The sequence below is a fragment of the Streptomyces sp. NPDC046203 genome, assembly GCF_040646255.1.
GTDB lineage: Bacteria > Actinomycetota > Actinomycetes > Streptomycetales > Streptomycetaceae > Streptomyces.
The window spans coordinates 14,927-37,880 of record NZ_JBEYZX010000042.1 but is presented as its reverse complement, the minus strand read 5'-3'; the positions used below and the strand labels follow the sequence as shown (position 1 = coordinate 37,880).

At 71.7% G+C, this 22,954-nt stretch carries 17 protein-coding genes and 1 pseudogene; 12 read left to right on the top strand and 6 right to left on the bottom strand.

Annotated elements, in window-relative coordinates; translation table 11 throughout:
- Positions 1-56: 56 nt before the first annotated feature.
- Positions 57-1,628: an amidohydrolase family protein gene (locus ABZ990_RS24835; RefSeq protein ID WP_361235589.1), complete on the bottom strand. Its 1,572-nt coding sequence runs from the start codon at positions 1,626-1,628 to the stop codon at positions 57-59.
- Between the two features lie 566 nt (positions 1,629-2,194).
- Positions 2,195-3,145 (bottom strand): hypothetical protein, encoded by a 951-nt coding sequence (locus ABZ990_RS24830; protein WP_361235586.1) that lies wholly within the window; start codon positions 3,143-3,145, stop codon positions 2,195-2,197.
- A gap of 376 nt (positions 3,146-3,521) precedes the next feature.
- Here ABZ990_RS24830 and ABZ990_RS24825 point away from each other — a divergent pair, with 376 nt between their 5' ends.
- The 3 genes from ABZ990_RS24825 (at position 3,522) to ABZ990_RS24815 (ending at position 6,766) form a co-directional block, all read left to right on the top strand.
- Complete coding sequence (locus tag ABZ990_RS24825; RefSeq protein WP_361235583.1) at positions 3,522-3,797, top strand: chitin binding peritrophin-A domain-containing protein; 276 nt, start codon at positions 3,522-3,524, stop codon at positions 3,795-3,797.
- Between the two features lie 270 nt (positions 3,798-4,067).
- Positions 4,068-5,405 (top strand): DUF1254 domain-containing protein, encoded by a 1,338-nt coding sequence (locus ABZ990_RS24820; RefSeq protein ID WP_361235580.1) that lies wholly within the window; start codon positions 4,068-4,070, stop codon positions 5,403-5,405.
- 29 nt (positions 5,406-5,434) lie between these two features.
- Positions 5,435-6,766: a DUF1254 domain-containing protein gene (locus ABZ990_RS24815; protein ID WP_361235577.1), complete on the top strand. Its 1,332-nt coding sequence runs from the start codon at positions 5,435-5,437 to the stop codon at positions 6,764-6,766.
- A gap of 240 nt (positions 6,767-7,006) precedes the next feature.
- On the opposite strand, the gene ABZ990_RS24810 is transcribed toward ABZ990_RS24815, so the two are convergent.
- A complete protein-coding gene (locus ABZ990_RS24810) occupies positions 7,007-7,423 on the bottom strand; it encodes a secondary thiamine-phosphate synthase enzyme YjbQ (RefSeq protein ID WP_361235574.1) in 417 nt (138 codons plus the stop codon).
- Between the two features lie 164 nt (positions 7,424-7,587).
- On the opposite strand from ABZ990_RS24810, the gene ABZ990_RS24805 reads away from it, so the two are divergent.
- Together ABZ990_RS24805 and ABZ990_RS24800 are read left to right on the top strand one after the other, a co-directional pair.
- Positions 7,588-8,730, top strand: a complete 1,143-nt coding sequence (locus tag ABZ990_RS24805; RefSeq protein ID WP_361235571.1) for an NAD(P)-binding domain-containing protein — start codon at positions 7,588-7,590, stop codon at positions 8,728-8,730.
- An 85-nt stretch (positions 8,731-8,815) separates the two neighbouring features.
- Positions 8,816-8,988 (top strand): annotated as a pseudogene (locus tag ABZ990_RS24800) (IS5/IS1182 family transposase); the annotation flags it as partial.
- Positions 8,989-9,036: 48 nt separating this feature from the next.
- Here the strand turns inward: ABZ990_RS24800 and ABZ990_RS24795 are convergent.
- Both ABZ990_RS24795 and ABZ990_RS24790 read right to left on the bottom strand, forming a co-directional pair.
- Positions 9,037-9,459: a hypothetical protein gene (locus ABZ990_RS24795; RefSeq protein WP_361235568.1), complete on the bottom strand. Its 423-nt coding sequence runs from the start codon at positions 9,457-9,459 to the stop codon at positions 9,037-9,039.
- 543 nt (positions 9,460-10,002) lie between these two features.
- Positions 10,003-11,838: an ABC transporter ATP-binding protein gene (locus ABZ990_RS24790; RefSeq protein ID WP_361235565.1), complete on the bottom strand. Its 1,836-nt coding sequence runs from the start codon at positions 11,836-11,838 to the stop codon at positions 10,003-10,005.
- A gap of 335 nt (positions 11,839-12,173) precedes the next feature.
- On the opposite strand from ABZ990_RS24790, the gene ABZ990_RS24785 reads away from it, so the two are divergent.
- From ABZ990_RS24785 to ABZ990_RS24755, 7 genes are all read left to right on the top strand, one after another.
- Positions 12,174-12,650 (top strand): MarR family transcriptional regulator, encoded by a 477-nt coding sequence (locus ABZ990_RS24785; RefSeq protein WP_361235562.1) that lies wholly within the window; start codon positions 12,174-12,176, stop codon positions 12,648-12,650.
- A gap of 91 nt (positions 12,651-12,741) precedes the next feature.
- Complete coding sequence (locus ABZ990_RS24780) at positions 12,742-15,672, top strand: FAD-binding and (Fe-S)-binding domain-containing protein (protein ID WP_361235559.1); 2,931 nt, start codon at positions 12,742-12,744, stop codon at positions 15,670-15,672.
- Positions 15,673-16,122: 450 nt separating this feature from the next.
- Positions 16,123-19,224: a nitrate- and nitrite sensing domain-containing protein gene (locus ABZ990_RS24775; protein ID WP_361235556.1), complete on the top strand. Its 3,102-nt coding sequence runs from the start codon at positions 16,123-16,125 to the stop codon at positions 19,222-19,224.
- On the top strand, positions 19,221-19,652 hold the full coding sequence (locus ABZ990_RS24770; protein ID WP_361235554.1) for a roadblock/LC7 domain-containing protein: 432 nt from the start codon (positions 19,221-19,223) through the stop codon (positions 19,650-19,652). The genes ABZ990_RS24775 and ABZ990_RS24770 overlap by 4 nt, the downstream gene beginning before the upstream one ends.
- A 65-nt stretch (positions 19,653-19,717) precedes the next feature.
- Positions 19,718-20,074: a DUF742 domain-containing protein gene (locus ABZ990_RS24765; protein ID WP_361235651.1), complete on the top strand. Its 357-nt coding sequence runs from the start codon at positions 19,718-19,720 to the stop codon at positions 20,072-20,074.
- 6 nt (positions 20,075-20,080) lie between these two features.
- Positions 20,081-20,650 carry an ATP/GTP-binding protein gene (locus ABZ990_RS24760; RefSeq protein ID WP_361235551.1) on the top strand — a complete coding sequence of 190 codons (570 nt, stop codon included), beginning with the start codon at positions 20,081-20,083 and terminating at the stop codon, positions 20,648-20,650.
- An 89-nt stretch (positions 20,651-20,739) separates the two neighbouring features.
- Entirely contained in the window at positions 20,740-21,873 is a 1,134-nt protein-coding gene (locus ABZ990_RS24755; RefSeq protein WP_361235548.1) for an FAD-dependent monooxygenase, read from the top strand.
- Between the two features lie 186 nt (positions 21,874-22,059).
- Here ABZ990_RS24755 and ABZ990_RS24750 read toward each other — a convergent pair whose 3' ends face one another.
- On the bottom strand, positions 22,060-22,851 hold the full coding sequence (locus tag ABZ990_RS24750) for a metal-dependent hydrolase (protein ID WP_361235545.1): 792 nt from the start codon (positions 22,849-22,851) through the stop codon (positions 22,060-22,062).
- Between the last annotated feature and the right edge of the window lie 103 nt (positions 22,852-22,954).

The window sequence follows — 22,954 nt, the reverse complement described above, 5'->3', positions numbered from 1 at the left end:
TGCGTCGCCGGGGCCGAGGGCGTCGACGACGCCCTCGGCCCCGGCGACGTGCCGCGTCAGTCGTGGGAGACGACCCGGCGGCGGATCGGCCGGCCGGGGCGCGCCTCCGCGATCCGCTCACCGTTCTCGATGATGGACGTTCCGTTCACGAGTACGTGGCGGAAGCCGCTGGAACACTGCGCGGGCTCCGTGTAGGTCGCGTTGTCCTTCACGGTGGCGAGATCGAACACCACGAGGTCGGCGTCCGCGCCGACCCGGATCCGGCCCTTGCGCCTCATCTGCGGCACCGAGTCCTCGAGGATCCGCGCCGGGACGAGGGTCATCCTGTCGATCGCGTCGAGCAGGGACAGCTTTCCGGGTGCGACCGGTTCGCTGCCCTTGTTCGCCTTGTCCACCCAGCCGTCGAGGAAACGGGAGAAGCACCCGGCCGAACGCGGGTGGGCGAAGGCGCCTTCCGGAAGCGGCCAGACGTCGCCCTCGATGAGTTCGCCGTCCGCCCCCACCCACGGCATCGCGTCGGAGGCGATCGCGGACCCGGGGTACAGCACGGAGCGGTTGAGCATGTCGGCATCCTCGGACTTCTTGTCCGGGCGCAGGAAGTGCATCACGATGACGGCACCGGGCTCTTTCTTCTGCAGCCGGTCGATCTCGTCCTGGTCCAGCGGCACGCCGTCCCGCTCCATCGCCGAGGCGTCGTCCACGCCCCAACGCTCCAGCCATTCGCCGCGGAACACCTCCGCGCCCACCGTGCTCGAACACGCACCGTAGGGGTAGCTCTCGACGGTGACCGGCACACCCCGCTCCTGCGCGTCGGCGATGAGCTGCGCGCAGTCTTCGATGTCCCGGCCCGCGACGCTGTTGAGGTGACAGATGTGCATCTGCGCACCGGTCGTCGCGGCGAGGGAGATGAGCTCGCCAAGCGCCTCGAAGCCGCTCTTCTCCTCCTTGACGGAGAGATAGCGGACGTGCGTGAAGGTCGGGACCTTGTGCTTGGCGGCGAGTTTCGCGAGCGCGTAGTACTCCTTGCGCCCGTACCCCGGCGCGTAGCCGGCGTTGATGCCGATGCCCAGGCCGCCCTGCTCCAGCCCCTTCTCGACGCTGTCGATGATGTTCTTGACCTCTTCGTCGTCGGCCAGGCTGTTCTGCCACTTGTCGAGCGAGAACGCGTCCTGGAACCAGGTCAGCTCACCGTTGGGTTCCAGGCCCTCCTTCTCCGCGATACGCGCGTACGTCCACGCGACGGAGGCGCCGTAGTTGATCGGACGGCCCTGCTCGGCCACCTTGTCGTAGAAGACCTCGATCGGCAGCAGGCCCGACTCCAGCTCGAGTGCGGTGGTCACACCGTCGAACGCCTGCATCCACGCGGCGGGCAGCTGCTGACCGTGCGCGTGGAGGTCGATGAACCCGGGGGCGACGACCAGACCCGCGGCGTCGATCGTCTTCGCGCCGTCCAGCGGCTGGTCCGAGACCGCCGCGATCCGGCCTCCCGTGATCCCCACGTTGAGGGTCTCGTCGAGGCGCTTCTCCGGGTCCACCACGCGGCCCCCGACGAGTACGACATCGTACGGGCCGGGCTCGTTCGGCAGCTCCGGGTGCTCGATGTGGATTTCCTGTGAATTACCGGACATTGATGCTTCCTCTCGATCGTCCGCGTAGCCGCGATCCATCTCGGCTGCTGGAATTCCATCCGGCAGAAACCCGATTTCCGCAGTATGAGCCGAGAAGCGGTGACGAGGGGACCGAGAAGAAGCATTCCGAGCGATCCCGCCACGATGGCGGTAGCACTGTTTGAGACTTCACGGGATTCATCGAACATTCTTTTCAGCGGTCACGGCGGGCCGGTTCCAGCAACGTAGCCACTTATGCCTACACGGGAGCGCTTATGCCTGCGGGTTGTCCGCGAGTACGGAGGCGAGGGACGCGAGAGGACATCACCACCGTCACCGACTCCATCATGGATGGATCGAGCGTCTCGGCCCTGCTCGTCCTGCTCGTCCTGCTCGTCCTGTTGGTCGCTGTCTCTGCTCTGCCTCTGCCCTCTCCCCCGCTCTCGCGGCGCGGGTCGAGCGGCGGATCCGGGAGCCGGGCCCCGCCACGAGACCCTCGGCTCCCTCCCGCGGGCTCCGATCCGTCCGTATGAGACGTGGACGCCGGCCTGTGGCTCCCGCGCCGCCGAGGCGCCGGCCGAACCCGGTCAGCAGATGACCAGGAGCGCCGTGAGAGCGACGCAGGAGTGGGTGGCGGTGTCATTGGCAGGGTCGGGATCGGCGGGGGCGATGTCGGTGACGGTGGCATTGACCGGCAGGGGCAGGCCGATGGTGAGCAGTCCCGCGGTCAGCTTCAACGTGCGGGTGACGCTCGCGCCGTTGGCGACAGGACCGAGGTCGCAGGTGGCGGTGCGGGTGTTCGGGTCGGTGGCGCAGCCCTGGGCCTGGGGGAGAACGAAGCCCGCAGGGTAGGTGAAGCGGAGCTTCGCGGCGGTGGCGTCGGCGGGGCCGTGGTTGGTGACCGTGGCCGTGAAGGAGGCGTTGACGGAGCCGAGGCCGCTGGGGCTGGCCGTCAGGGTGACACCGAGGTCGGCGGCGGCGGGGGCGGCGTTGACGGTGCCCTTGCCGAGGTCGAAGCGGCCGATGCCGGAGCCACCGCCGACGGCGGAGATGTCCACCGGACCGGAGGAGGTGGCGCGCAGGGTGACGCCGATGCTGGTGGAGGCAGTAGCGCCGGCGGGGATGTCGTGCCAGGTGACGTAGAAGACGCTGCCGGCGTCGGTGGTGGCCGGGTTCCCGCTGACGGTGTAGTCGCCACCGTTGTCGACGTAGGAGGAGTCGTTGATGTCGACCTGGGTGTCGGAGGGCTTGGGGAAGAGGATGTCCATCCCGGCGACGTCGACGGTGTGGTCGGTGGTGTTGGTGTAGGTGGCCACCATGTCGATCGACTCGCCCGGCGCCACGATCCTGGGGACGGCCAGACGCTCCTGACCGCCGGTGGTGGTCTGCCGCAGCTCGAAGGTGTCCCCCGTGGCCACCCGCTCCAGCGCCGCCGGGGAAGCCGCGGCGGGCGAGGCCTGGCCGGCCCACAGCACCAGCCCGACGGTGACCAGCCCGAGCACCGCCCGCTTGCCCCGCCCGTGTCGTCGCACTGCCATCGCGTCACGTCCTTTCGCCGCGCCTGCCCGCGAGGGCCGGCGCTCCCGTCGGAGATCGCGCTCCGAGTGACCGTTCATGCCGACGGCCAGGGTCGCAGCCGCGATGGCCGCTCACCGGCGCCTGGGCAAAAGCAGTCGACGAACGTCCGAATACGGCGCCCGGGGCGAACGGAGCCCTACCGGTGACACGGCCTCCCGCGTCCACCGCCGGGCGCTGTGGCCGTGAGGCAGGACCGGTCGTCGCTTCGGAGGCCGCCGGGGGCGGCGCGGATGGATCTCATGTCCGCCGCCTGGGCGAATGGAAGCAACGCGTGCGGGGCAGATGGCCTCCGGCGATTACCGACAGGCGATCGCCGGCGACTCTCCTGGAGGAACCATGCGCTCTGCGCGACACACCGTCGGACTGCTGATCGCCGCCGCCCTGTGTGCACTGCCCCTGACGGTGGCCACCACGGGCGAGGCGGCGGCCACCGTCGACCCGACCTGCGGGGACGACTACTACGCGCCCTACCCGGAAGACCCCACGAAGTTCTACCAGTGCGACGACTTCGGCGGCGTCTTCATCCACGACTGCCCCACGCTCACGGTCTTCGACCCCACCATCAACGTCTGCGTCCCGGACTGGGGCGCGGCGGCAGGGCCGAGGGACTGATCCGGGGCGGGGCCGGCGACGCCCGGCCCCTCGGGTCCTCGGCGACTCGGGGAAGCGGCGCACCTGTTCACGCGCCGGGCTTCGAGGGCGACCTTCCCTCCCGTTCCCGGCCGTCGTACAGCTCTTGCTGTCGGACGCTGCCGCGGCAGGCGGGCCCCGAGGCACCACATGCAGTAAGAGATGGCTTGTTTACGCGGCGTCACGGAAAGCGTGCGGCTCTTAAGGTCCAAGACCGATCCTCCGCACAGTCTCCACCGGAAGGACACAGTCGTGACCTCTTCCCCGGATCCGGACGTGCAGGGTGTCGCCACCGACGTGTACGTCTTCGGCTACCCCCTCCTCCTGATGGACATCACCCGGCAGCTGCAGACCAACACCGTCGAGGTGACGGACGAGTTGGCGCTGCCGAACCAGTTCTGCCACCACGGCAAGCTGCCCGACCCCGCGATGAAGATCGTGGTGCGGCCGAACCTGGACACCCTGTACTCGCAGGCCTGGCTGGACCTGTCCGACGAGCCCATGGTGCTGTCCGTGCCCGACATGCCGGGCCGCTACTGGCTGATGCAGATTCTGGACAGCTGGACGAACACCTGCGAGAACCCGAGCAGCACCAACTCCGGCACCTCCGAGACCCACGACTACCTGGTGACCGGGCCTGGTTGGAGCGGTGACACCCACGGACTCACCCAACTGCCCATGCCCACGGACACCGCGTGGATCATCGGCCGCATCGAGGTGCACGACGACGCGGACCAGAAGAACGTCCAGGAACTGCAGAAGTCCCTCACGCTCACCCCGCTCAGCGCCTGGGTCGCCGGCACCTACACCCCGTCTCCCGGCACCTACACCCCGTCTCCCGGCACCTTCGACCCCGCGATCGACATGGAGACCGCGCCCGCCGAGCAGGTGACCGGCCTCGGCGCCCGCGACTTCTTCGACCGCCTCTGCGCCCTTCTCGCCACCAACCCTCCCTCGCCCGACGACCCGGACGCCATGGCCGAGTTCGCCACCATCGGGATCGTCCCCGGCGGCGACGTCGACACGCTCGGCACCGACGACCTGGAGGCCGCCAAGTCCGCGGCCCTGGCCCGGATCGGCGGACACGCCGGCCCGGCCCCCGTCAACGGGTGGGAGTTCTTCACCAGCGACATCGGCGCCTACGGCACCGACTACGACCAGCGCGCCTACATCGCCATGACCGAACTCGGGGCCAATCTCCCCGCCGACGCCCTCTACCCCGGCATCACGGTCACCGCCGACGCGGGCACCGCCCACCGCGCCTTCACTCTCACCTTCCCCGCCGGCCAGACCCCGCCCGTCGACGCGTTCTGGTCACTGACCGCGTACGACGCCGACGGCTTCCTCATCGCCAACGACGCCGACATCTACTCCATCGGCCATCGCACCCCCGCTCCCGTCCCCGACGCGACCACCGGCGACACCGTGCTGCTGATCCAGGACCAGGACCCCGGCACACCGCTCAACGCGACCAACTGGCTGCCCGTGCCGGCCGACGCCACATTCGCGCTCACCCTGCGCCTGTACGCCCCGCGGCCTCCCGCCCTGGACGGCACCTGGGAGCCCCCGGCGCTGACCCCCGCCGACTGAATCGAAGCCGCGAAGGAACCGGAGGGACGATGGACCCGATCGAGCGGCAAGTCCTGTACGGACGTGCGTTCCAGGCGGTGGTCTGGGGCATGCCGGCCGTCAACTACCGTCTGATGTACGACGCCGCGGTCATGCCCGGCCTGACCGACGAGAACCGGGTCGTCTGGTGGCCGGGACAGATGACCTGGCAGAACCAGAGCCTGACCCCCAACCCCGACGTGGTCTACGTCATGCCGTTCTTCACCACCGCCAACGGCCCCATGGTGCTGGAGATCCCGTCCGACGACGACGGCACCATCAACGGCAGCGTGATGAACTACTGGCAGGCCGCCATCGAGGACGTCGGCCCCGCCGGGCTCGACGCCGGAGCCGGCGCCAAGTACCTGATCCTGCCGCCCGGCTACCACTACGCCGTCCCCGACGGCTACACCCCGCTGCAGTGCGACACCGTGCACGGGTACGCCCTGCTGCGTTCCATTCCCCTCGACGGCAGTCGGACCGCCGTCGACAACGCCGTCAAGTACGCCCAGCGGATCGCTCTCTACCCGTACGCCGCCGACGGCACCGCCACGCCCGCCCCCTGGATCGACGCCCTCGGCCACCTCTACGACACCGCGATCCGCTACGACACCGGCTTCTTCGACACCCTCGACACCATGGTCCAGGCCGAACCCTGGCTCGACCGCGACCGCGCCGTGATCGACCAGCTCGCCTCCCTCGGCATCAAGCAGGGCACCGCCTACGCCCCCGACGACGACACCCGTCACATCCTCGCGACCGCCATCACCGACGCGAAGACCTGGCTGGACACCCGCTACCAGGCCCTGTTCGACTCCCCCTACTGGCCCGGCACACACTGGACCATGCCCGCCATGCCGGATCTGATCGACAGCACGAACTCCGGCTTCGCCAGGCCCTACGCCTACCCCGTCGACGACCGCGGGCTGGCCTACACCTTCGCCTTCTTCTCGTCACGCCACCTGGGCAAGGGCCAGTCCTACCTGATGGCGATCGCGGACACCGACGGCAGCCCGCTCGACGGCGGTGCCTCCTACCGCCTGACCGTCCCCGCCGACGTACCGGTCAGCCAGTACTGGTCGCTGACCGTCTACGACCGCGCCACTCACACCTTCCTGCGGAACTCCGAGCGCCTGAGCCGCTCCTCGCTGAACACCGACCTGGTGGTCGGCGACGACGGCACGGTGGACCTCTACTTCGGTCCCCGAGCACCCGCCGGACGGGAGAACAACTGGATCCCCACTTCGGCCGGCACCGGGTTCGAGGTGATGTTCCGCCTCTACGGACCGAAGGCCGCCTTCACCGACAAGACCTGGGTGCTGCCCGACATCCAACCGCAGTAGCCCGGCCACGCGACGGCGGCGCCCCGCACCACACGGGGCGCCGCCCGGGCACCTCGGATGTCCGCTCGACGAGGAGTTTCCCCTCGTCACGCATCTTGTAGCCGGCGTCCAGGCGGTCGACCACGTCACGGCCGAGCCGGTCGCCGGCGGCGACCACGAGTCCGTCGTACTCCCCCGCTCGTCCCGGAGGAGACACGGCGGCCACACCCAGGACGATTCCGGCCGCCCCGGTCGCCCTGGTCAGCTCAGGAAGCTCAGCCGCACCTGGCGTTGCGGATTGTCCCGATTCGTATCGACCAGACAGATGGATTGCCAGGTCCCCAGTTCCAGCCGGCCGGCCAGGACCGGGACCGTCGCGTGCGGAGGAACGAGGGCGGGCAGGACGTGGTCGCGGCCGTGGCCCGGGGAGCCGTGGCGGTGCTGCCAGCGGTCGTCGGCCGGGAGGAGGTGGTGGAGGGTGGCGAGGAGGTCGTGGTCGCTGCCCGAGCCGGTCTCCAGGATGGCGAGGCCCGCCGTCGCGTGCGGGACGAAGAGATGGAGCAGGCCGTCGCGGCCGTGGGCGGTGGAGGCGAGGAAGTCCTCGCAGTGGCGGGTGAGGTCGGTGACGGTCTCGCTGGAGCCCGTGGTGAGGGTGAGGAGCGTGGTGTCGAAGGCCATGGGGTCATCCTGCCGCTCCCGGGCGGGGTGCGGGGGCCCGCCGGACGAGGTTCGCGGGCGCGCCGGGCGGGGTGCGCGGGTACGCGGGCGCCGGGTGAGGTGCACAGGCGTACACCGGGCGGCCGGGCGGGAAGACGGCGGGCCCGGGTGGCGTTAGTGGAATCGTGAACGATTTCGGGGTGCACGAGGAGCGCGAGGTCGACGTCGTGGTCGTCGGCGCCGGGCAGGCCGGGCTTTCGGCGGCGTATCACCTGCGCCGTACCGGGTTCGAGCCGGAGCGGGACTTCGTGGTGCTGGACCACGCGCCTCGGCCGGGTGGCGCCTGGCAGTTCCGGTGGCCGTCGCTCACCTACGGCAAGGTGCACGGGATGCACGCGCTGCCCGGCATGGAGCTCACCGGGGCCGACCCCGACCGGCCGTCCTCGCAGGTGATCGGGGAGTACTTCGCCACGTACGAGGATGCCTTCGGGCTGCCGGTACATCGGCCGGTGGATGTCACTGCGGTACGGGAGGGCCGGGAGGGCGCGGGTGGACGGCTGCGGGTGGAGACCTCCGAGGGTGTGTACGCGGCGCGGGCGCTGATCAGCGCGACCGGCACCTGGGAGCGCCCGTTCCGGCCGCACTACCCGGGCCAGGAGACCTTCCGCGGACGTCAGCTGCACACCGCCCACTACCCGGGGCCCGAGGCGTTCGCCGGGCAGCGGGTGGTCGTGGTCGGGGGCGGCGCGTCCGGCACGCAGCATCTGATGGAGATCGCCCGCCACGCCGCCGCCACGACCTGGGTCACCCGGCGCGAGCCGGTGTTCCGCGAGGGCCCCTTCGACGAAGGGGCGGGCCGGGCCGCGGTCGCGCTGGTCGAGGAGCGGGTACGGCAGGGACTGCCGCCGCGCAGTGTGGTGTCGGTGACCGGGCTCCCGCTGAACGACGCCGTCCGGGAGGCCCGCGCGAGCGGCGTCCTCGACCGGCTGCCGATGTTCGACCGGATCACCCCGACCAGGGTGGCCTGGGACGACGGACGGACGGTCGAAGCGGACGTGATCCTCTGGGCGACCGGGTTCCGGGCGTCGATCGACCATCTCGCGCCGCTGCGGCTGCGCGAGCCGGGCGGCGGCATCCGGCTGGAGGGGACCCGGGCCGTACGGGACCCCCGGGTGCATCTCGTGGGCTACGGCCCCTCCGCGTCGACCATCGGGGCCAACCGGGCGGGCCGCGCCGCCGTCCGCGAGATCCGCGCGCTGCTCGGTGGCTCGCCGCCCGCGCCGCTCGGGGGCACTCCGCGCACGGCGGCGGCCGCCGTCACCGGCTGAGAAAGTGTGGGGCAATCGATCGACTGCGGGCTGTGATGCCGGGGTGGTGATCTTCGCGGTCGAGGTGTCCGCGACGACCACCGTCATGTGTGTCCGCTCGTGCAAGCCGTCTGATGACTCGTCGCCGACGGACGCTCAGTGGGCGATGATCGAGCCGCTGCCCCCGCGGCGGGATCCGCGCTGGGGCGGCCGGCTGCGGAAGTTCCCGCGTCGGCGCTTCGGCTGGTCATGGACACCGAGCCGTATGTCCTGGTGAATCCCACGCAGGCCCGGGGCGGACCGAAGGGGACTCCGGCGAGCCCCTGGCTACACCAGCCCGAAGACTCCGGAAATCAGGACTACCGGTAGAGGGATGACGGCCAGGTCCCACCACGTCCAGTCGATCCGCCGCTTGACGCGCTCGGCTTGATCGGTTTGAGCGGCTTGATCAGCGCGGCGCCCAGCGAGCGCCTTTCGAATTTCCGCGGCTGCGGCTTCCACCGTCTTGCCTCGATCGATCATCGAATTCGAGAACGCGAAGACAGGTACGTCGTCGCCGCCGCTGATTCGGATGCGCAACCCGTGACCGGTATCGACACCACGAACACACCGCAGCGGAATCCAGTATCGGTCGAAGAGGCCGATCACCTGCAGCGCGGACTCGTGGATCACGACTCGCGGTCGCCCCAGCGCACGCCAGATGAGCCGTGCGAGAGAAAGAAGTACGACCGCGAGCACGATGGTGTCCATGCGCGAGTTCTTCGACATCGAGGCAGGCATGAGCGCCAGCATGAGAAGCATGGCACCCGCACCGGTCGCTCCCAGGATGGGGCCGCTGCGTCGCTGCAAGATGGCGGCGTTCGAGCCTCGCCGACCCGTCTCTCGCCTCACTCGCTCCCGCTCCGTCAGCACGCCGGCGCTCCTGGCGAGCCGGTACCGCATGCCCCGAAGGAAAACCCTGAATCGGCGGCCATGTCTCGTCCGGTGACGCCCCATTTTATCGCGCCGTTCGGGGCCGGCGGCCGTGCCGCCCCGCCACACACGCGGCGGCGCCGCCGGCCCCCTGGGACGGGGAACCGACGGCGCCGCGCTCTGCCGTGCCGGGTGGCGTCAGATCAGCCAGCCCACGAAGTGGACGACACAGGCGAGCAGGTTGGTGATGATGTTCATGGTGGTGCGTTCTCCTCGTACAGAGTTCTGTGGGACAGTGCGCGGTCGCGGTCTGCAGCCCGTCGCTCGCACACCGTAAGCATCCGACGCCACACCCGTTCGGAGCAACGAAATCCGGGACGATCACACGTTCTGGGGAACAACCGCTCCCACGTTCGTACGTTCGTCTCGCCGTACCAGGGCCGCGTACCGGCCGTCGAGGGCGAGCAGTTCCTCGTGGGTGCCGCGTTCGGCGATCCGGCCGCCGTCCAGGACGACGATCTGATCCGCGTCGCGGACGGTGGAGAGCCGGTGCGCGATGGTGAGCGTGGTGCGCCCGGCGGACAGGGCGTCGACGGCCTGCTGTACGGCGTGTTCGGTACGGGTGTCCAGGGCGCTCGTCGCCTCGTCGAGGATCAGCACCGGCGGGTCGCGCAGGATCGTGCGGGCGAGGGCGAGGCGCTGCTTCTCGCCGCCCGAGAAGCGGTGGCCTCGCTCGCCGACCAGGGTGTCGTAGCCGTCGGGCAGCGAGGCGATGTGATCGTGGATCTGGGCGGCGCGGGCCGCGGCCTCGATCTGCTCGTCGGTGGCGTCGGGCTTGGCGAAGCGCAGATTGTCGGCGACGGAGGCATGGAAGAGATAGGCGTCCTGGGAGACCACGCCGACGGCGCGGGACAGGGTGTCGAAGTCGAGATCGCGTACGTCGACCCCGTCGAGCAGGACGCGCCCCTGAGTAACGTCGTACAGCCGGGGCACCAGATGGCCGAGCGTCGACTTCCCGGCGCCGGTCGAGCCGACGACGGCCAGGCTGCTGCCGGCCGGGACGGTCAGGTCGACGGCGTCGAGGACGGCCCGGCCCTTGCCCTCGGGGTCGTAGCGGAAACCGACCTTCTCGAAGACGACCTCGCCGGCCACCCGCGGCAGCCGGACGGGCTCCTCGGGCTCGGTGATGTCGATGGGCAGGTCGAGGTACTCGAAGATGCGCTGGAAGAGCGCGAGGGAGGTCTGGATGTCCACACCGGTCGACAGCAGGCTGACGGTCGGGCGGAAGAGGCCCTGCTGGAGGGAGACGAACGCGACCAGCGTGCCGAGGGAGACGGCGGGGCCGCCGGACTGGAGGGTGAGGCCGGCCGCCCAGTAGAGCAGCGCGGGCATCGCGGCCATGACGATGCCGATGACGGACATCCGCCACCGGCCGGCCATCGACGAGCGCACCTCCAGGTCGACCAGGCGCTCGGACTCGTCGGCGAAGGAGCGGGTGAGGGAGTCGGCGCGGCCCATGGTGCGGCCGAGCAGGATGCCGCTGACGGACAGGGACTCGGTGACCGTGGCGGCCATGACGGCCATCTGCTTCTGGCGCCGGGTGGTGATCCGCTTGCGCTCGCGGCCGACCCGGCGGCTGATCCAGACGAAGACCGGCAGCAGGAGCAGCGAGACGACGGTCAGCCGCCAGTCGAGGGCGAGCATGGCGACGACCGAGGCGACGACGCCGGTGAGGTTGGAGACGAGGGAGGTGGCGGTCGAGGTGACCGTCGCCTGCATGCCGCCGATGTCGTTGGCGATCCGGGACTGGACCTCCCCGGTGCGGGTGCGGGTGAAGAAGGCCAGGGACATCCGCTGGAGCCGGCCGTAGACCGCGGTGCGCAGATCGTGCATGACGCGCTGGCCGACGGTGGTGGAGATCAGGGTCTGCAGAACGTTGAAGACACCGGAGGTCACGGCCGTGGCGATCATGCCGAGGGCCAGCAGGCTGAGCAGTCCGGTGCGGCCCTCGGGGATCGCGGTGTCCAGGATCTCGCGGAGCAGGAACGGGGAGGCGACCGAGACCAGCGACGACGCGGCGACCAGCAGGCCGACGAACGCGAGGCGGGCCCGGTAGGGGTGGAAGAGCCGCAGGATGCGCCGCAGCTGGGCGGGCTCCTCGGGGCTGCCGGGTTCACGATCGGGAGGCGTCCAGGAGGACGTCGGGTGCGGATGCATGGGCTCCTGCGCGGGGTGCGATGACGGCTTCTGGGTGACTTTTCGGCGCCTTTCCAGCGGTGGCGGCGGGTCGGCGGGTACGCCGCGCCCGTCCCTGTGACCGTGCCCGACGACCGTGCGGCACGTGACACGTACGGCCCGCCCCGGTACGGCTCGGGTACGGCCCGGTGGCGCGGCCACCCGTGTGGCAGCCGCCCGGTGGCAGCACGGATGACGGATCCGGGACGGCGGTCGCAGTTCGGCGGTACGGCGGTACGACCGTACGACGATCCTTTCGGAGGGTAGTTCATTGTTACCTATCCTCACAATGAACTTCATCCTGATATTGTTCCCCCATGAGCACCCCGGCCGCTCCCGAAGCCTCCGAAGCCTCCGACCCCGACGGTCTGCTCGCCGAGCAGCTCCTCCGGCTGACCCGTCGGCTGCACCGCTTCCACAAGCTGTATCTGGAGCCGGCGGGCATCACCCCGGCGCAGTTCCGGCTGCTGCGGACGGTGGCGCGGTCCCCCGAGCCGCCCCGGATGGCCGACCTCGCCGCCCGGCTGGAAGTGGTCCCGCGCGCGGTGACCAGCCTGGTCGACGCCCTGGAGGCGACGGGCCGGGTCCGCCGGGTGCCCGACGCGCACAGCCGCCGGGTGGTCCGGGTCGAGCTCACCGACACCGGCCGCGACACGCTGAGAGAGCTGCGCAGCGCGCGCCGCGCCGCGGCAGAGGACATCCTGGCCCCACTGACCGTCGAACAGCGCGAGGTACTGGGAGGTCTGCTGTCCACCCTGGTCGGCCCCGGCCCCGGCCCCGAGCGCGCCTGCTGAGCCGCGACGGCCGCGACCGGCGACAGGAGCGGGCAGCACCGCCGGACCGCCCGGCGCCCGGGCCCGGCGCGCGCCGAAGGGAGCGCCGGCCATGCCCGTACGGGAACCGAATCCGCAGATCCTGCGCGCCGGAACGCGGCGGCAGGCGGCGCCCGACCGGGTGCCCGACCTCCAGGCCCGGGGCACCCCCCGGCATCTGCGAGAGGAGCTGACAGCCCTGCTCGGCCCCGAGAAGGTGCTGGGCACCATCTCCGACCTGGTCCGCTACGCCTCGGACGCGAGCCCCTACCGTTTCGTCCCGCAGGTCGTCGTGGTGCCACAGGACATCGACGACGTCTCGGCGGTCCTGTCGTACGCGCACGGCAAGGGCCGCGAGGTGGTGTTCCGAGCCGCCGGCACCAGCCTCAACGGACAGGCGCAGGGCGAGGACATCCTGGTGGACGTACGCCGGCACTGGGCGGGCGTGGAGGTCCTGGACGGCGGGGCCCGCGCCCGGATCCGGCCGGGCACCACGGTCGTCCGGGCCAACGCGGCCCTCGCCCCGTACGGCCGGGTGCTGGGCCCCGACCCGGCGAGCGCGATCGCCTGCACGATCGGCGGCGTGGTCGCCAACAACGCCTCCGGCATGACCGCGGGCACCACCCGCAACTCCTACCGGACGGTCGCCTCGCTCACCGTCGTCCTGCCGAGCGGCACGGTCGTCGACACCGCCGACCCGGCCGCCGACGAGGAGCTGGCGCACGCCGAACCCCGGCTGTGCGCCGGGCTGATGGCGCTGAAGGCGGAGATCGAGGCCGACCCGGAACTCACCGCCCGGATCCGCGCCAAGTACACGCTCAAGAACACCAACGGCTACCGGCTCGACGCCTTCCTCGACGGCGCCACCCCGGCCGGGATCCTGCGCGGTCTGATGGTCGGCTCCGAGGGCACCCTCGGCTTCCTCTCCGAGGTCGTCTTCGACACTCTCCCGCTGGACCGGAAGGTGTCGACCGCGCTGCTCTTCTTCCCGTCGCTGCCGGCCGCCGCCGCGGCCGTGCCCCGTTTCACGGAGGCGGGCGCGCGGGCCGTGGAACTGATGGACGGCAACACGCTGCGGGCCTCGGTGCGGGTGCCCGGGGTGCCCGCCGACTGGGCGGAGCTGCCCCGGGAGACGACCGCGCTCCTGGTGGAGTTCCGGGCGCCGGACGAGGCGGCCCGGCAGGCGTACGAGACGGCGGCGGCCCGGGTCCTGGACGGGCTGGAGCTGGTGGCCCCGGTCGCCTCCGTCGACAACGCCTTCACCCGGGACCCCGGGAAGATCGCCGGCTACTGGAAGGCCCGCAAGGCCTTCGTGACGGCGGTCGGCGGCGGCCGCCCGTCCGGTACGACGCTGATCACCGAGGACTTCGCGGTACCCCCGGCCCGGCTCGCCGAGGCGTGCGCGGAGCTGCTCGCCCTCCAGGCCCGGCACGGCTTCGACGCCGCCGTCGCCGGGCACGCGGCCCACGGCAATCTGCACTTCCTGCTCACCTTCGACGCCGCCGACCCGGCCGACGTGGAGCGGTACGCCGCGTTCATGGAGGAGTTCTGCGCGCTCACCGTGGAACGCTTCGACGGCTCGCTCAAGGCCGAGCACGCCACCGGCCGGAACATCGCGCCGTTCCTGGAACGGGAGTGGGGGCCGAAGGCGACCGCGCTCATGTGGCGGACCAAGGAGATCATCGACCCCGGCGGGATCCTCGCGCCCCGGATCATGCTCGACCGCGATCCGCAGGCGCATCTGCGCGGTCTGAAGACCATTCCGGTGGTCGAGCCGATCGCCGACCCGTGCATCGAGTGCGGATTCTGCGAACCGACCTGCCCCAGCCGGGATCTGACGACCACACCGCGCCAGCGCATCGTGCTGCGGCGGGAGATGATGCGGCAGGCCGACGGTTCCCCGGTGGAGACCAATCTGCTCGCGTCGTACGGCTACGACGCGGTCGACACCTGCGCGGGCGACTCCACGTGCAAGCTGGACTGCCCGGTCGGCATCGACACCGGGGCGCTGATGAAGGAGTTCCGGCACCAGCGCCATTCGCCGAACGAAGAGCGGGCCGCCGCCCTGGCCGCCCGGAACTTCCGGGCCGTGGAGGCCGCGGCGCGGCTCGCGGTGGGCACCGCGCGGCGGGTCGACGACCGGCTGCTCGCCTCGCTGACGGGGTTCGCGCGCCGGGCCACGCGCCCCGATCTCGTACCGGAGTGGCTGCCCGGGATCCCCGGCGCGGCGGCCCGGCGGCTGCCGCGCACCCACCGGCCGGCCGCCGTCGCCGTCTACTACCCGGCCTGTGTGAACCGGATCTTCGGCAATCCGGAGGGATACCAGGGGCCGTCGCTGCCGGAGGCGGTGGTGGCGCTGTCGGCGCGGGCCGGGCGGCCGGTGTGGATCCCGGACGATGTCCGCGGCACGTGCTGCGCGACGATCTGGCACTCCAAGGGGTACGAGCGGGGCAATGAGGTGATGGCCAACCGGATCGTGGAGGCCGCCTGGGGGTGGACGGCCGGGGGCCGGCTGCCGCTGGTGGTGGACGCCTCCTCGTGCACGCTCGGCATCGCGCGCGAGGTGGTGCCGTATCTCACCGACGACAACCGGGAGTTGCACGCGGAGCTGACCGTGCTCGACTCGCTGGTGTGGGCGGCGGACGACCTGCTGCCCCGGCTCGGCGTGCACCGGCGGATCGGCTCGGCCGTCGTCCATCCGACCTGTTCCATGCGGCACTTGGGGGACGAGGACCGGCTGACCGCGCTCGCCGGGGCCTGCGCGGAGGAGGTCGTCGTCCCTCTCGACGCCGGCTGCTGCGCGTTCGCCGGGGACCGGGGCATGCTGCACCCGGAGCTGACCGACTCGGCCTCGGCGCGGGAGGCCGCCGAGGTCGCCGCCCGGCCCTTCGACGCGTACGTGTCGGCCAACCGGACGTGCGAGATCGGGATGGACCGCGCCACCGGCCGGACGTACACCTCGGTGCTGCTGGAACTGGAGCGCGCGACCCGGCCGCCGGCCTGACGCGACCTCCGCTCCCCCGGCCGCGCCCGCCGCGCACCCCACGTACGCCACGGCCGACTTCGCCACCGCGCCTTCATCGCCATTGCCCACAACAGCGACATCCTCCGACATCGGCCACGATGTCGGGTATCGGTGAGACCGCGCCCACCTGATGCCGCGTCCGATGCCATGTCTGATGTCATGTCACGGGACCAACGTCCTTGCCGACGCCGCGTCATGACGGAAAACAGCCCGGGACTTCGTCATCTTCAGAGAGCTCGGCCGACAACTGTGGCACACCGGCGCAGGTCACGATAGTGCGGGGTCATCTCAGCCCGTTCTTCACAGTGTGACTAATATGCACGCGTCGTAGCACGGACCAGCAATGACCGGTCGGACGACCGGCCTTCGTAAGGGAGCATCACCCTGCGCACGCGCGCGTCACGGCGGACGAGCTCGAAGTCCCTTTCCTTGCGGACCGCTCTGCTCGTCCTCGCCTTCGTTCCAGGAATCGCCCTGACCGCCCTCTGGGCGGTCGCCAGCGGTCAGACCTTCTTCGACTTCCAGCGGATGGCGGCCCAGGGCCAGCTCGCCGAGAAGGCCGGTCAGCCGTCCAACATCGTGTACTACAACCTGCAGCGGGAACGGCGGCTGAGCGCCGACGTCCTCGCCGGGCGGAGCGACGCCGCGACGGCGCTGACCGGGCAGCGGGAAGAGACCGACAAGGCGGTGAAGACCTTCCTGACCCTCTCCGACGACCCGGCCATCGGCAACGCCTCCGACGAGGTGCGCGACGCGGTCAACACCGCGCGTGAGGCGATCGGACGGCTGTCCGTCCAGCGCGCGCTCGTCGACGACGGCGACGCCGGCCAGCAGGAGACGGTCTACCGGTACTACACGGATCTGCTCGCCGTCGACCTGAAGCTGTTCACGGCGCTCAGCCACGTGGACGACGGCAAGGTCACCACGGCCTCGCAGCCGCTCGTGGAGCTCTTCTGGACGAAGGAGATGATCTCCCGGTCCGACGCGCTGCTGGCCCGCGGCTGGGGCCGGGACGGGCTGAGCGTCAAGGACTTCCAGCAGGTCCAGCAGGGCATCCTCACCCAGTCGTTCCAGGCCGACTCCAAGGTCACGCCCTATCTGCCGGAGGACGAGCTGGCGATGTGGCGGGAGATGACCGCCAGTCAGGCGTGGCGGGACAAGACCGCCGTCGAGCAGTCGCTGCTCCGCCCCGCCGAGCCGGACGAGAACGGCCGGATCGCGATCGGCGACCAGCGCAAGAAGTGGCGCGCGTCGATCGACGGCGTCACCACGCCGTACGAGAAGCTGCTGGAGCACCGTACGCAGCGGGTCATCGACCAGGGCCTGGACAGCGTGCTGTCGCTGCTCATCCGCCTGGTCCTGACCACCGTGGTCGGCCTCGCCGCCGTCCTCGCGGTCATCTGGACCACCTGGCGGCTGACCCGCAGCCTGCGGCTGCGCATCGGCCGGCTCCAGGAGCAGGCCGAGGCGCTGGAGAAGTCGCTTCCCGAGGTCGTCGAGCGGCTCGCCCGGGGCGAGCAGATCGACGTCGAGGCAGAGGCCCGGGCCATCGAGCAGGACACCGACGACGGCCGGACCGACGAGCTGGCCCAGCTGGGCAAGGCCCTCAACCTCGCGCGCACCAGCGCCCTCCAGGCGGCGGTCAGCCAGGCCGACCAGCACCGGGGCTTCGAGCGCCTGCTCCAGCGAGTCGCCCGCCGTACCCAGCAGCTGATCGGCCAGCAGCTGAAGAAGCTGGACGAGATGGAGCGCCGGCACGAGGACGCGGAGGTGCTCGACGGCCTCTTCGACCTCGACCACCTCACCGCGCGTCTGCGCCGGTACGAGGAGAACCTGGTCATCCTGTCCGGCGGTACGCCGCACCGCCGCTGGCGCAAGCCGGTCGCGCTGCTCGACGTGATGCGCTCGGCCCAGGGCGAGGTGCAGGACTACCGGCGGGTCGTCCTCGACCTCGACGGCAGCCCGTGGCTGGCGTCCCGCGCCGTCGGTCCGGTCGCGCACATCCTGGCCGAGCTGATCGAGAACGCGCTGTCCTTCTCCCGTCCCCCGAACCCGGTCGAGGTGCGGGCGGCGGTCGTCAGCCGCGGTCTGGCCATCGAGGTCGAGGACCGGGGCCTGGGCATGGAGGAGGAGCAGATGGCCGAGGCCAACGCCCTGATGCTCCACCCGCCGCGGCTCGACATCCTCGCCCACGCCGAGGACATCCGGCTCGGCCTGCACGTGGTCGCCCGGCTGACCCACCAGTACGGTCTCAGCGTCGAGTTCCGGCCGTCCGCCTACGGCGGCACCCGGGTCGTCCTGCTCGTGCCCGGCGATCTGATCGTCAGCGCGCCGCAGCAGACCGGTCCGGTGGCCGTGCCCGACATCGAGCCGGCACCCGCACCCGTTCCGGCGCCCGCCGGTGCGCACGACCCGCTGCCGTCCCGGCGGCAGGGCCAGGCCCTGGCCGCCGTCACCCGGCTGTCCCCGCAGGTCCGGCCGGCCTCGCAGCACCCCGAGCCGGAGTACGGCGAGCAGGAATACGCGGGGCAGGAGTACCCCGGTCACTCCGGGTCGGACTACCCCGGACACGCCGAGACCGAGTACCCGGGCCACCACCCGTACACGGCGCCGGAGACCGCCGGGATGCCGCAGGCGCAGGGTATGCCGGTGACCCCCGTGGGGGCGCAGCACACCGAGGGCCATCCGTCGTACGAGCCGGCCCCGGCCGCTCCGTACGGGACCCCGCTGGACGACCAGAGTCCGTACGGCGAGCCGCACCCGGTCGCCGACCCCTTCGCGCCCGTGCCGCCGGCCGCGCCCGAGGCGGGCTTCCCGCCCGCGACTCCCGCGTACGGTTCCGCACAGCCCTACGGCACCGCGGACGCGTACCCCGTCCCGCACGAGCGGCCGGACGGCGCCGGCCAGGACGTCTCCGACGGCCACTTCGGCGGCGGCCACGGCCCGGTCCACGGAACCGGCCACGGAAACGACCTGGGACACGGCCACGCCGACGCGCACAGCGCCGGACACGGCACCGGACACAGTCACGGCCACGACCACGACCACGGCGACACCGGCGCGTTCGACGTCTTCGGCGCTCCGGAGCACGGCGGGCAGCCCGCCACCCCGGCGGAGCAGGCCGGGTTCACGGCGCGGTACGTCACCCCGCTGCCGTCCCACGCGGGCCACACGCCCGCGCTTCCGGCGGCACCGGCCGCACCGGCCGTACCCGAGTCACCGGCCCCGGCGTCGGCGTCGACTCCCGCGTCGGCTCCGGCCGCGGCGAGTGGCGGCGAGGCACCGCTGCCCCGCCGTGTGCGGCAGGCCAGCCTCGTCGACGAACTCCGGCTGGACCCCATCTCCTCCCCCGGTACCCCCCAGCCGCCGCGCTGGCAGGACGACCCCATGCTCCGGCCCGCGCCGCGCCGCGCCGGAGCCACGATCGGCGCCTTCCAGCGCCGTTCGCGGGCGGCCCGGGCCGCCGAGCCGGACGCACCCGCCGGGCCGGGCGCGTCCCACCACCCCACGAGAGAAGAAGACGGATCATGACACGTACCACCGCAACCCATCAGGACCTCGACTGGCTGCTGGACGGCCTCGTCGAGTCGGTCGCCGAGACCAGGAACGCGGTCCTGCTCTCCGACGACGGACTGGTCGTCAGCCACTCCCGGACCATCGCCCGCGCGGACGCCGAGCGGCTGGCCGCCATCTGCACCGGCCAGCAGAGCCTGGCCCGGGGCGTCGGCCAGCTCTTCCGGGGCGGCTCCGTGCACCAGGTGATCGTGGAACTGTCCGACCTGTGGCTGTTCATCATCTCCGCCGGGCAGGGCACGCACCTGGCCGTGGTCGCCTCCCAGGAGGTCGACGCGGAGGTCATGTCGCTGGCCATGCACAACCTCGTCCAGCAGGTCGGTCAGAAGCTCGGCACCGCGGCGCGCGGCGAGTTCGACGCGTTCGGGACCGGGCCGGGCGCGTGACCCCGCCCTGGGAGTACGGGGACGCGGCGGACCCGGGGGACGGAGGGGAGGACGCCGGCGAGAGCATGGTGCGCCCCTACACGATCACCCGGGGGCGGACGGCTCCCGTGCGCGACGACCTCACCCTGATCACGGTGCTCTCGACGGTGGAGGACCCGCGCGACGAGCGCGGTGTCCCGCTGCGGCCGGGCCGGCTCCAGCCGGAGCACCGGATCATCCTCGACCGCTGCCGGCTGCCGGTGGCCGTCGCGGAGGTCGCCGCGGAACTCGACCTCCCCGTGTCGGTGACCAAGATCCTGCTGGCCGACCTGATCGCCCAGGGGCTGCTGAACGCGCGCCCGCCGATCTCGGTCGCCCAGGCGTCGGGGGGCGCCACCAGGGAGCTGCTGACCACCGTTCGCGAAGGACTTCGGAGACTTTAGGACACCATGAGCAACAGACAGGCGGACCCCGCCGCCGTCAAGATCCTTGTCGCCGGAGGGTTCGGCGTCGGCAAGACCACCCTGGTGGGCGCGGTCAGCGAGGTCACCCCGCTGCGCACCGAGGAGTACATGACCCAGGCCAGCGTCGGCGTCGACGACCTCGCCGGGATCCACGACAAGGAGACGACGACCGTCGCCCTGGACTTCGGGCGGATCACGATCAGTGACGAGGTCGTCGTCTACCTCTTCGGCACGCCGGGGCAGGAACGCTTCTGGTTCATGTGGAACGACCTGGTCACCGGTGCGCTCGGCGGGATCGTCATCGCGGACACCCGGCGCCTGGACACCAGTTTCGCCTCGATCGACTTCTTCGAGAGCCGGGGCATCCCGTTCGTGGTGGCCATCAACTGCTTCCACGGCCACAACACCCGTACGGCCGAGGAGATCCGGGCCGCACTGGACCTCGATCCGCATATCCCCCTGCTGATCGGCGACGTCCGGCAGCGCGCGTTCGGCAAGGAAGCGCTGCTCGCCCTCGTCGATCATCTGCTCAGCCTGCCGGCGGCCGCCGGCTGACCCGGCCGGGCCCGGCCGGTCCGGTCCGCCCCGGACCGGCCGGGCCCGCCGGCCCGCCCTTCCTCCTTCTCCCTTTGGAGCCAACCCACATGACGACACCCCTGAAGGTCCTGATCCACGGCGGAGGCATCGGCGGCCTCACCCTCGCCACGGCGCTGGCCCGGCGCGGCCACACCGTGGAGGTCGCGGAGCTCCGCAACGAGCTGGACGCGCTCGGCGTGGGCATCCTCCAGCCCTCCAACGCCCTGCACGCCCTCAACGAGATCGGTGTGCTCGCCGACTGCCTGGAGGCCGGGTACGAGTGGGAGGTGCTGACCATCGCCGACCCCTCGGGCACCACCCTGGCCGAGATACCGCAGCCCCGGATGGGCGACATCCCGCCGAACAACGGCATCCCGCGCCCGGCGCTCGCCAAGCTGCTCGGGAAGGCCGCCGCGGCGGCCGGGGCCACGATCCGCTTCTCCACCACCATCACCGACCTCACCGACGACGGCACGGGCGTCGACGTCGTCCTGTCGGACGGCACTGCCGGCCGCTTCGACCTGGTGGTCGGCTTCGACGGCATCGGCTCGCCGCTGCGCACCCGGCTGTACGGGGACCGCTACACGCCCGAGTACACCGGCTTCGCGAACTGGCGGGCGACCGTGCCCCGGCTGCCCCGGGTGCGCGGTGTGGTGATGGCGGTCGCCGGGACGGACGCGAAGGCGCTGCTCAACCCGATCTCCGCGGACTCGATGTACCTGGCCTCGGTGTTCGCCGAGCCCGAGGACTTCCGCCCGGACCCCGAGCACGCCCACGAGCAGCTCGCCGAGCGGCTCTCGGTGTTCTCCGGTCCCGTCGCCGAGGCGCTCGCCTCGCTCACCGGCCCCTCCGACGTGGTCTACTCCCGGATCTCCCAGGTGACGGTCGAGGAGCCGTGGCACGTGGGCCGGGTCGTGCTGGCCGGTGACGCGGCGCACGCCAGCGCCCCGCAGCTGGCGCAGGGCGCGGCGATGGCGGTCGAGGACGCGGTCGTGCTGGCCGAGTCGCTGGACGCGCACGAGGACGTGGCGGCGGCGCTGAAGGCGTGGGAGGAGCGGCGCCGGCCCCGGGCCATGTGGGTGCAGGCGCTGTCCCGCGCGGTGCTGCGGCACGAGATGGGCGCGCCGACCACGCCGGAGGAGGACGAGCTCCTGAAGGTCGGCGTCGCGGGCTCGTCGACGGTCCTGGTCCAGCCTTACTGAGGCGTCACGGGGCCGCGGGCCGCGACCGGGGATCTCCGGTACGCACGACCCGTACGCATGTGAAGGGCCGCACCGGAGATCCGGTGCGGCCCTTGTGGCGTCACGGGGGGGGGCGTACGGGCCCCGCTGTCAGTCGTACGAGCGCGGCCTCGCCTTCGGCAGACGCCGCCCGCCCCCGTACCCGTCCTAGAAGAGATTGAGCGCCGACGCCCCGCCTATCCCGCCGAGGACCATGAAGGCCGGCATGAGGACCTTCAGCTCGACCCAGCTGCCCGCCCGGAAGCGCAGCGGCTTCGGGGTGCCGAGCGGGTACCAGCGCTTGCGGCCGATCGGGATGGGCCACAGGATCGGGCAGCCGGAGACTGTCAGCGCGTCGCCGATGTCGTGGACGAGGGCGCCGAGCACGATCGGCAGGCCGAGCCACAGATACTCCTGGCCGGGGCCGGTGAAGAGCCAGTCCGAGCCGTTGCCCGGCTCGTCGAGGACACCGGCGAGTATCCAGGCGCTGGTGGCGCCGAGCAGCCAGACGAGTACGTCGCTGGACATCCGCGCGGCCCGCCACAGCAGGCCCTCGACCGCGAGGACCAGGTGGACGAAGAGGATGCCGAGGACGGCCCAGCGGCCGCCGGTGACGGCGGCGAAGGAGCAGCCGCCGCCGATCAGGACCGCCCACAGCCAGGTGTGGGTGAGGGTGCGGTGGCCGCCGGAGCGGCGCGGGTCGGCCTTGGAGCGGGTGGCCTTGTAGACGGTGTACGACAGCTTGTCGACGATCTCGCACAGGCCCCGGGAGACGGGGCCGAAGGCGCGCGAGATGGTCGCCGACTTGTGGTCGAGGTCGGGGGCGAGGGCCGCGCCCGCGCAGATGAGCGCGCCGACGAGGAGGACCGGCCAGGGCATCGGCTGGTCGAAGGCCGCGGCCGCCGCTCCGACGCCCAGCCAGGCCGCCGCTCCGGACAGCGAGTGCGCCGGTCCCATCATGGTCGTTCCCGCCCCATTTCTCCTACGCCGGTGCCCAGTTGGCGTCCGGTCCGCCGGCCGCCCGGGCGGCCGGCCGACGGGTCAGCCTACCGTCCGTGATCTT

Excerpts from the sequence above, each read along its gene's own strand:
- ABZ990_RS24835 (WP_361235589.1), bottom strand. The coding sequence starts at position 1,628 with ATGTCCGGTAATTCACAGGAAATCCACATCGAGCACCCGGAGCTGCCG.
- ABZ990_RS24785 (WP_361235562.1), top strand. The coding sequence starts at position 12,174 with ATGAGCACCCCGGCCGCTCCCGAAGCCTCCGAAGCCTCCGACCCCGAC.
- ABZ990_RS24770 (WP_361235554.1), top strand. The coding sequence starts at position 19,221 with ATGACACGTACCACCGCAACCCATCAGGACCTCGACTGGCTGCTGGAC.
- ABZ990_RS24780 (WP_361235559.1), top strand. The coding sequence starts at position 12,742 with ATGCCCGTACGGGAACCGAATCCGCAGATCCTGCGCGCCGGAACGCGG.
- ABZ990_RS24830 (WP_361235586.1), bottom strand. The coding sequence starts at position 3,145 with ATGGCAGTGCGACGACACGGGCGGGGCAAGCGGGCGGTGCTCGGGCTG.
- ABZ990_RS24750 (WP_361235545.1), bottom strand. The coding sequence starts at position 22,851 with ATGATGGGACCGGCGCACTCGCTGTCCGGAGCGGCGGCCTGGCTGGGC.
- ABZ990_RS24760 (WP_361235551.1), top strand. The coding sequence starts at position 20,081 with ATGAGCAACAGACAGGCGGACCCCGCCGCCGTCAAGATCCTTGTCGCC.
- ABZ990_RS24765 (WP_361235651.1), top strand. The coding sequence starts at position 19,718 with ATGGTGCGCCCCTACACGATCACCCGGGGGCGGACGGCTCCCGTGCGC.
- ABZ990_RS24790 (WP_361235565.1), bottom strand. The coding sequence starts at position 11,838 with ATGCATCCGCACCCGACGTCCTCCTGGACGCCTCCCGATCGTGAACCC.
- ABZ990_RS24755 (WP_361235548.1), top strand. The coding sequence starts at position 20,740 with ATGACGACACCCCTGAAGGTCCTGATCCACGGCGGAGGCATCGGCGGC.
- ABZ990_RS24815 (WP_361235577.1), top strand. The coding sequence starts at position 5,435 with ATGGACCCGATCGAGCGGCAAGTCCTGTACGGACGTGCGTTCCAGGCG.
- ABZ990_RS24795 (WP_361235568.1), bottom strand. The coding sequence starts at position 9,459 with ATGGACACCATCGTGCTCGCGGTCGTACTTCTTTCTCTCGCACGGCTC.
- ABZ990_RS24810 (WP_361235574.1), bottom strand. The coding sequence starts at position 7,423 with ATGGCCTTCGACACCACGCTCCTCACCCTCACCACGGGCTCCAGCGAG.
- ABZ990_RS24825 (WP_361235583.1), top strand. The coding sequence starts at position 3,522 with ATGCGCTCTGCGCGACACACCGTCGGACTGCTGATCGCCGCCGCCCTG.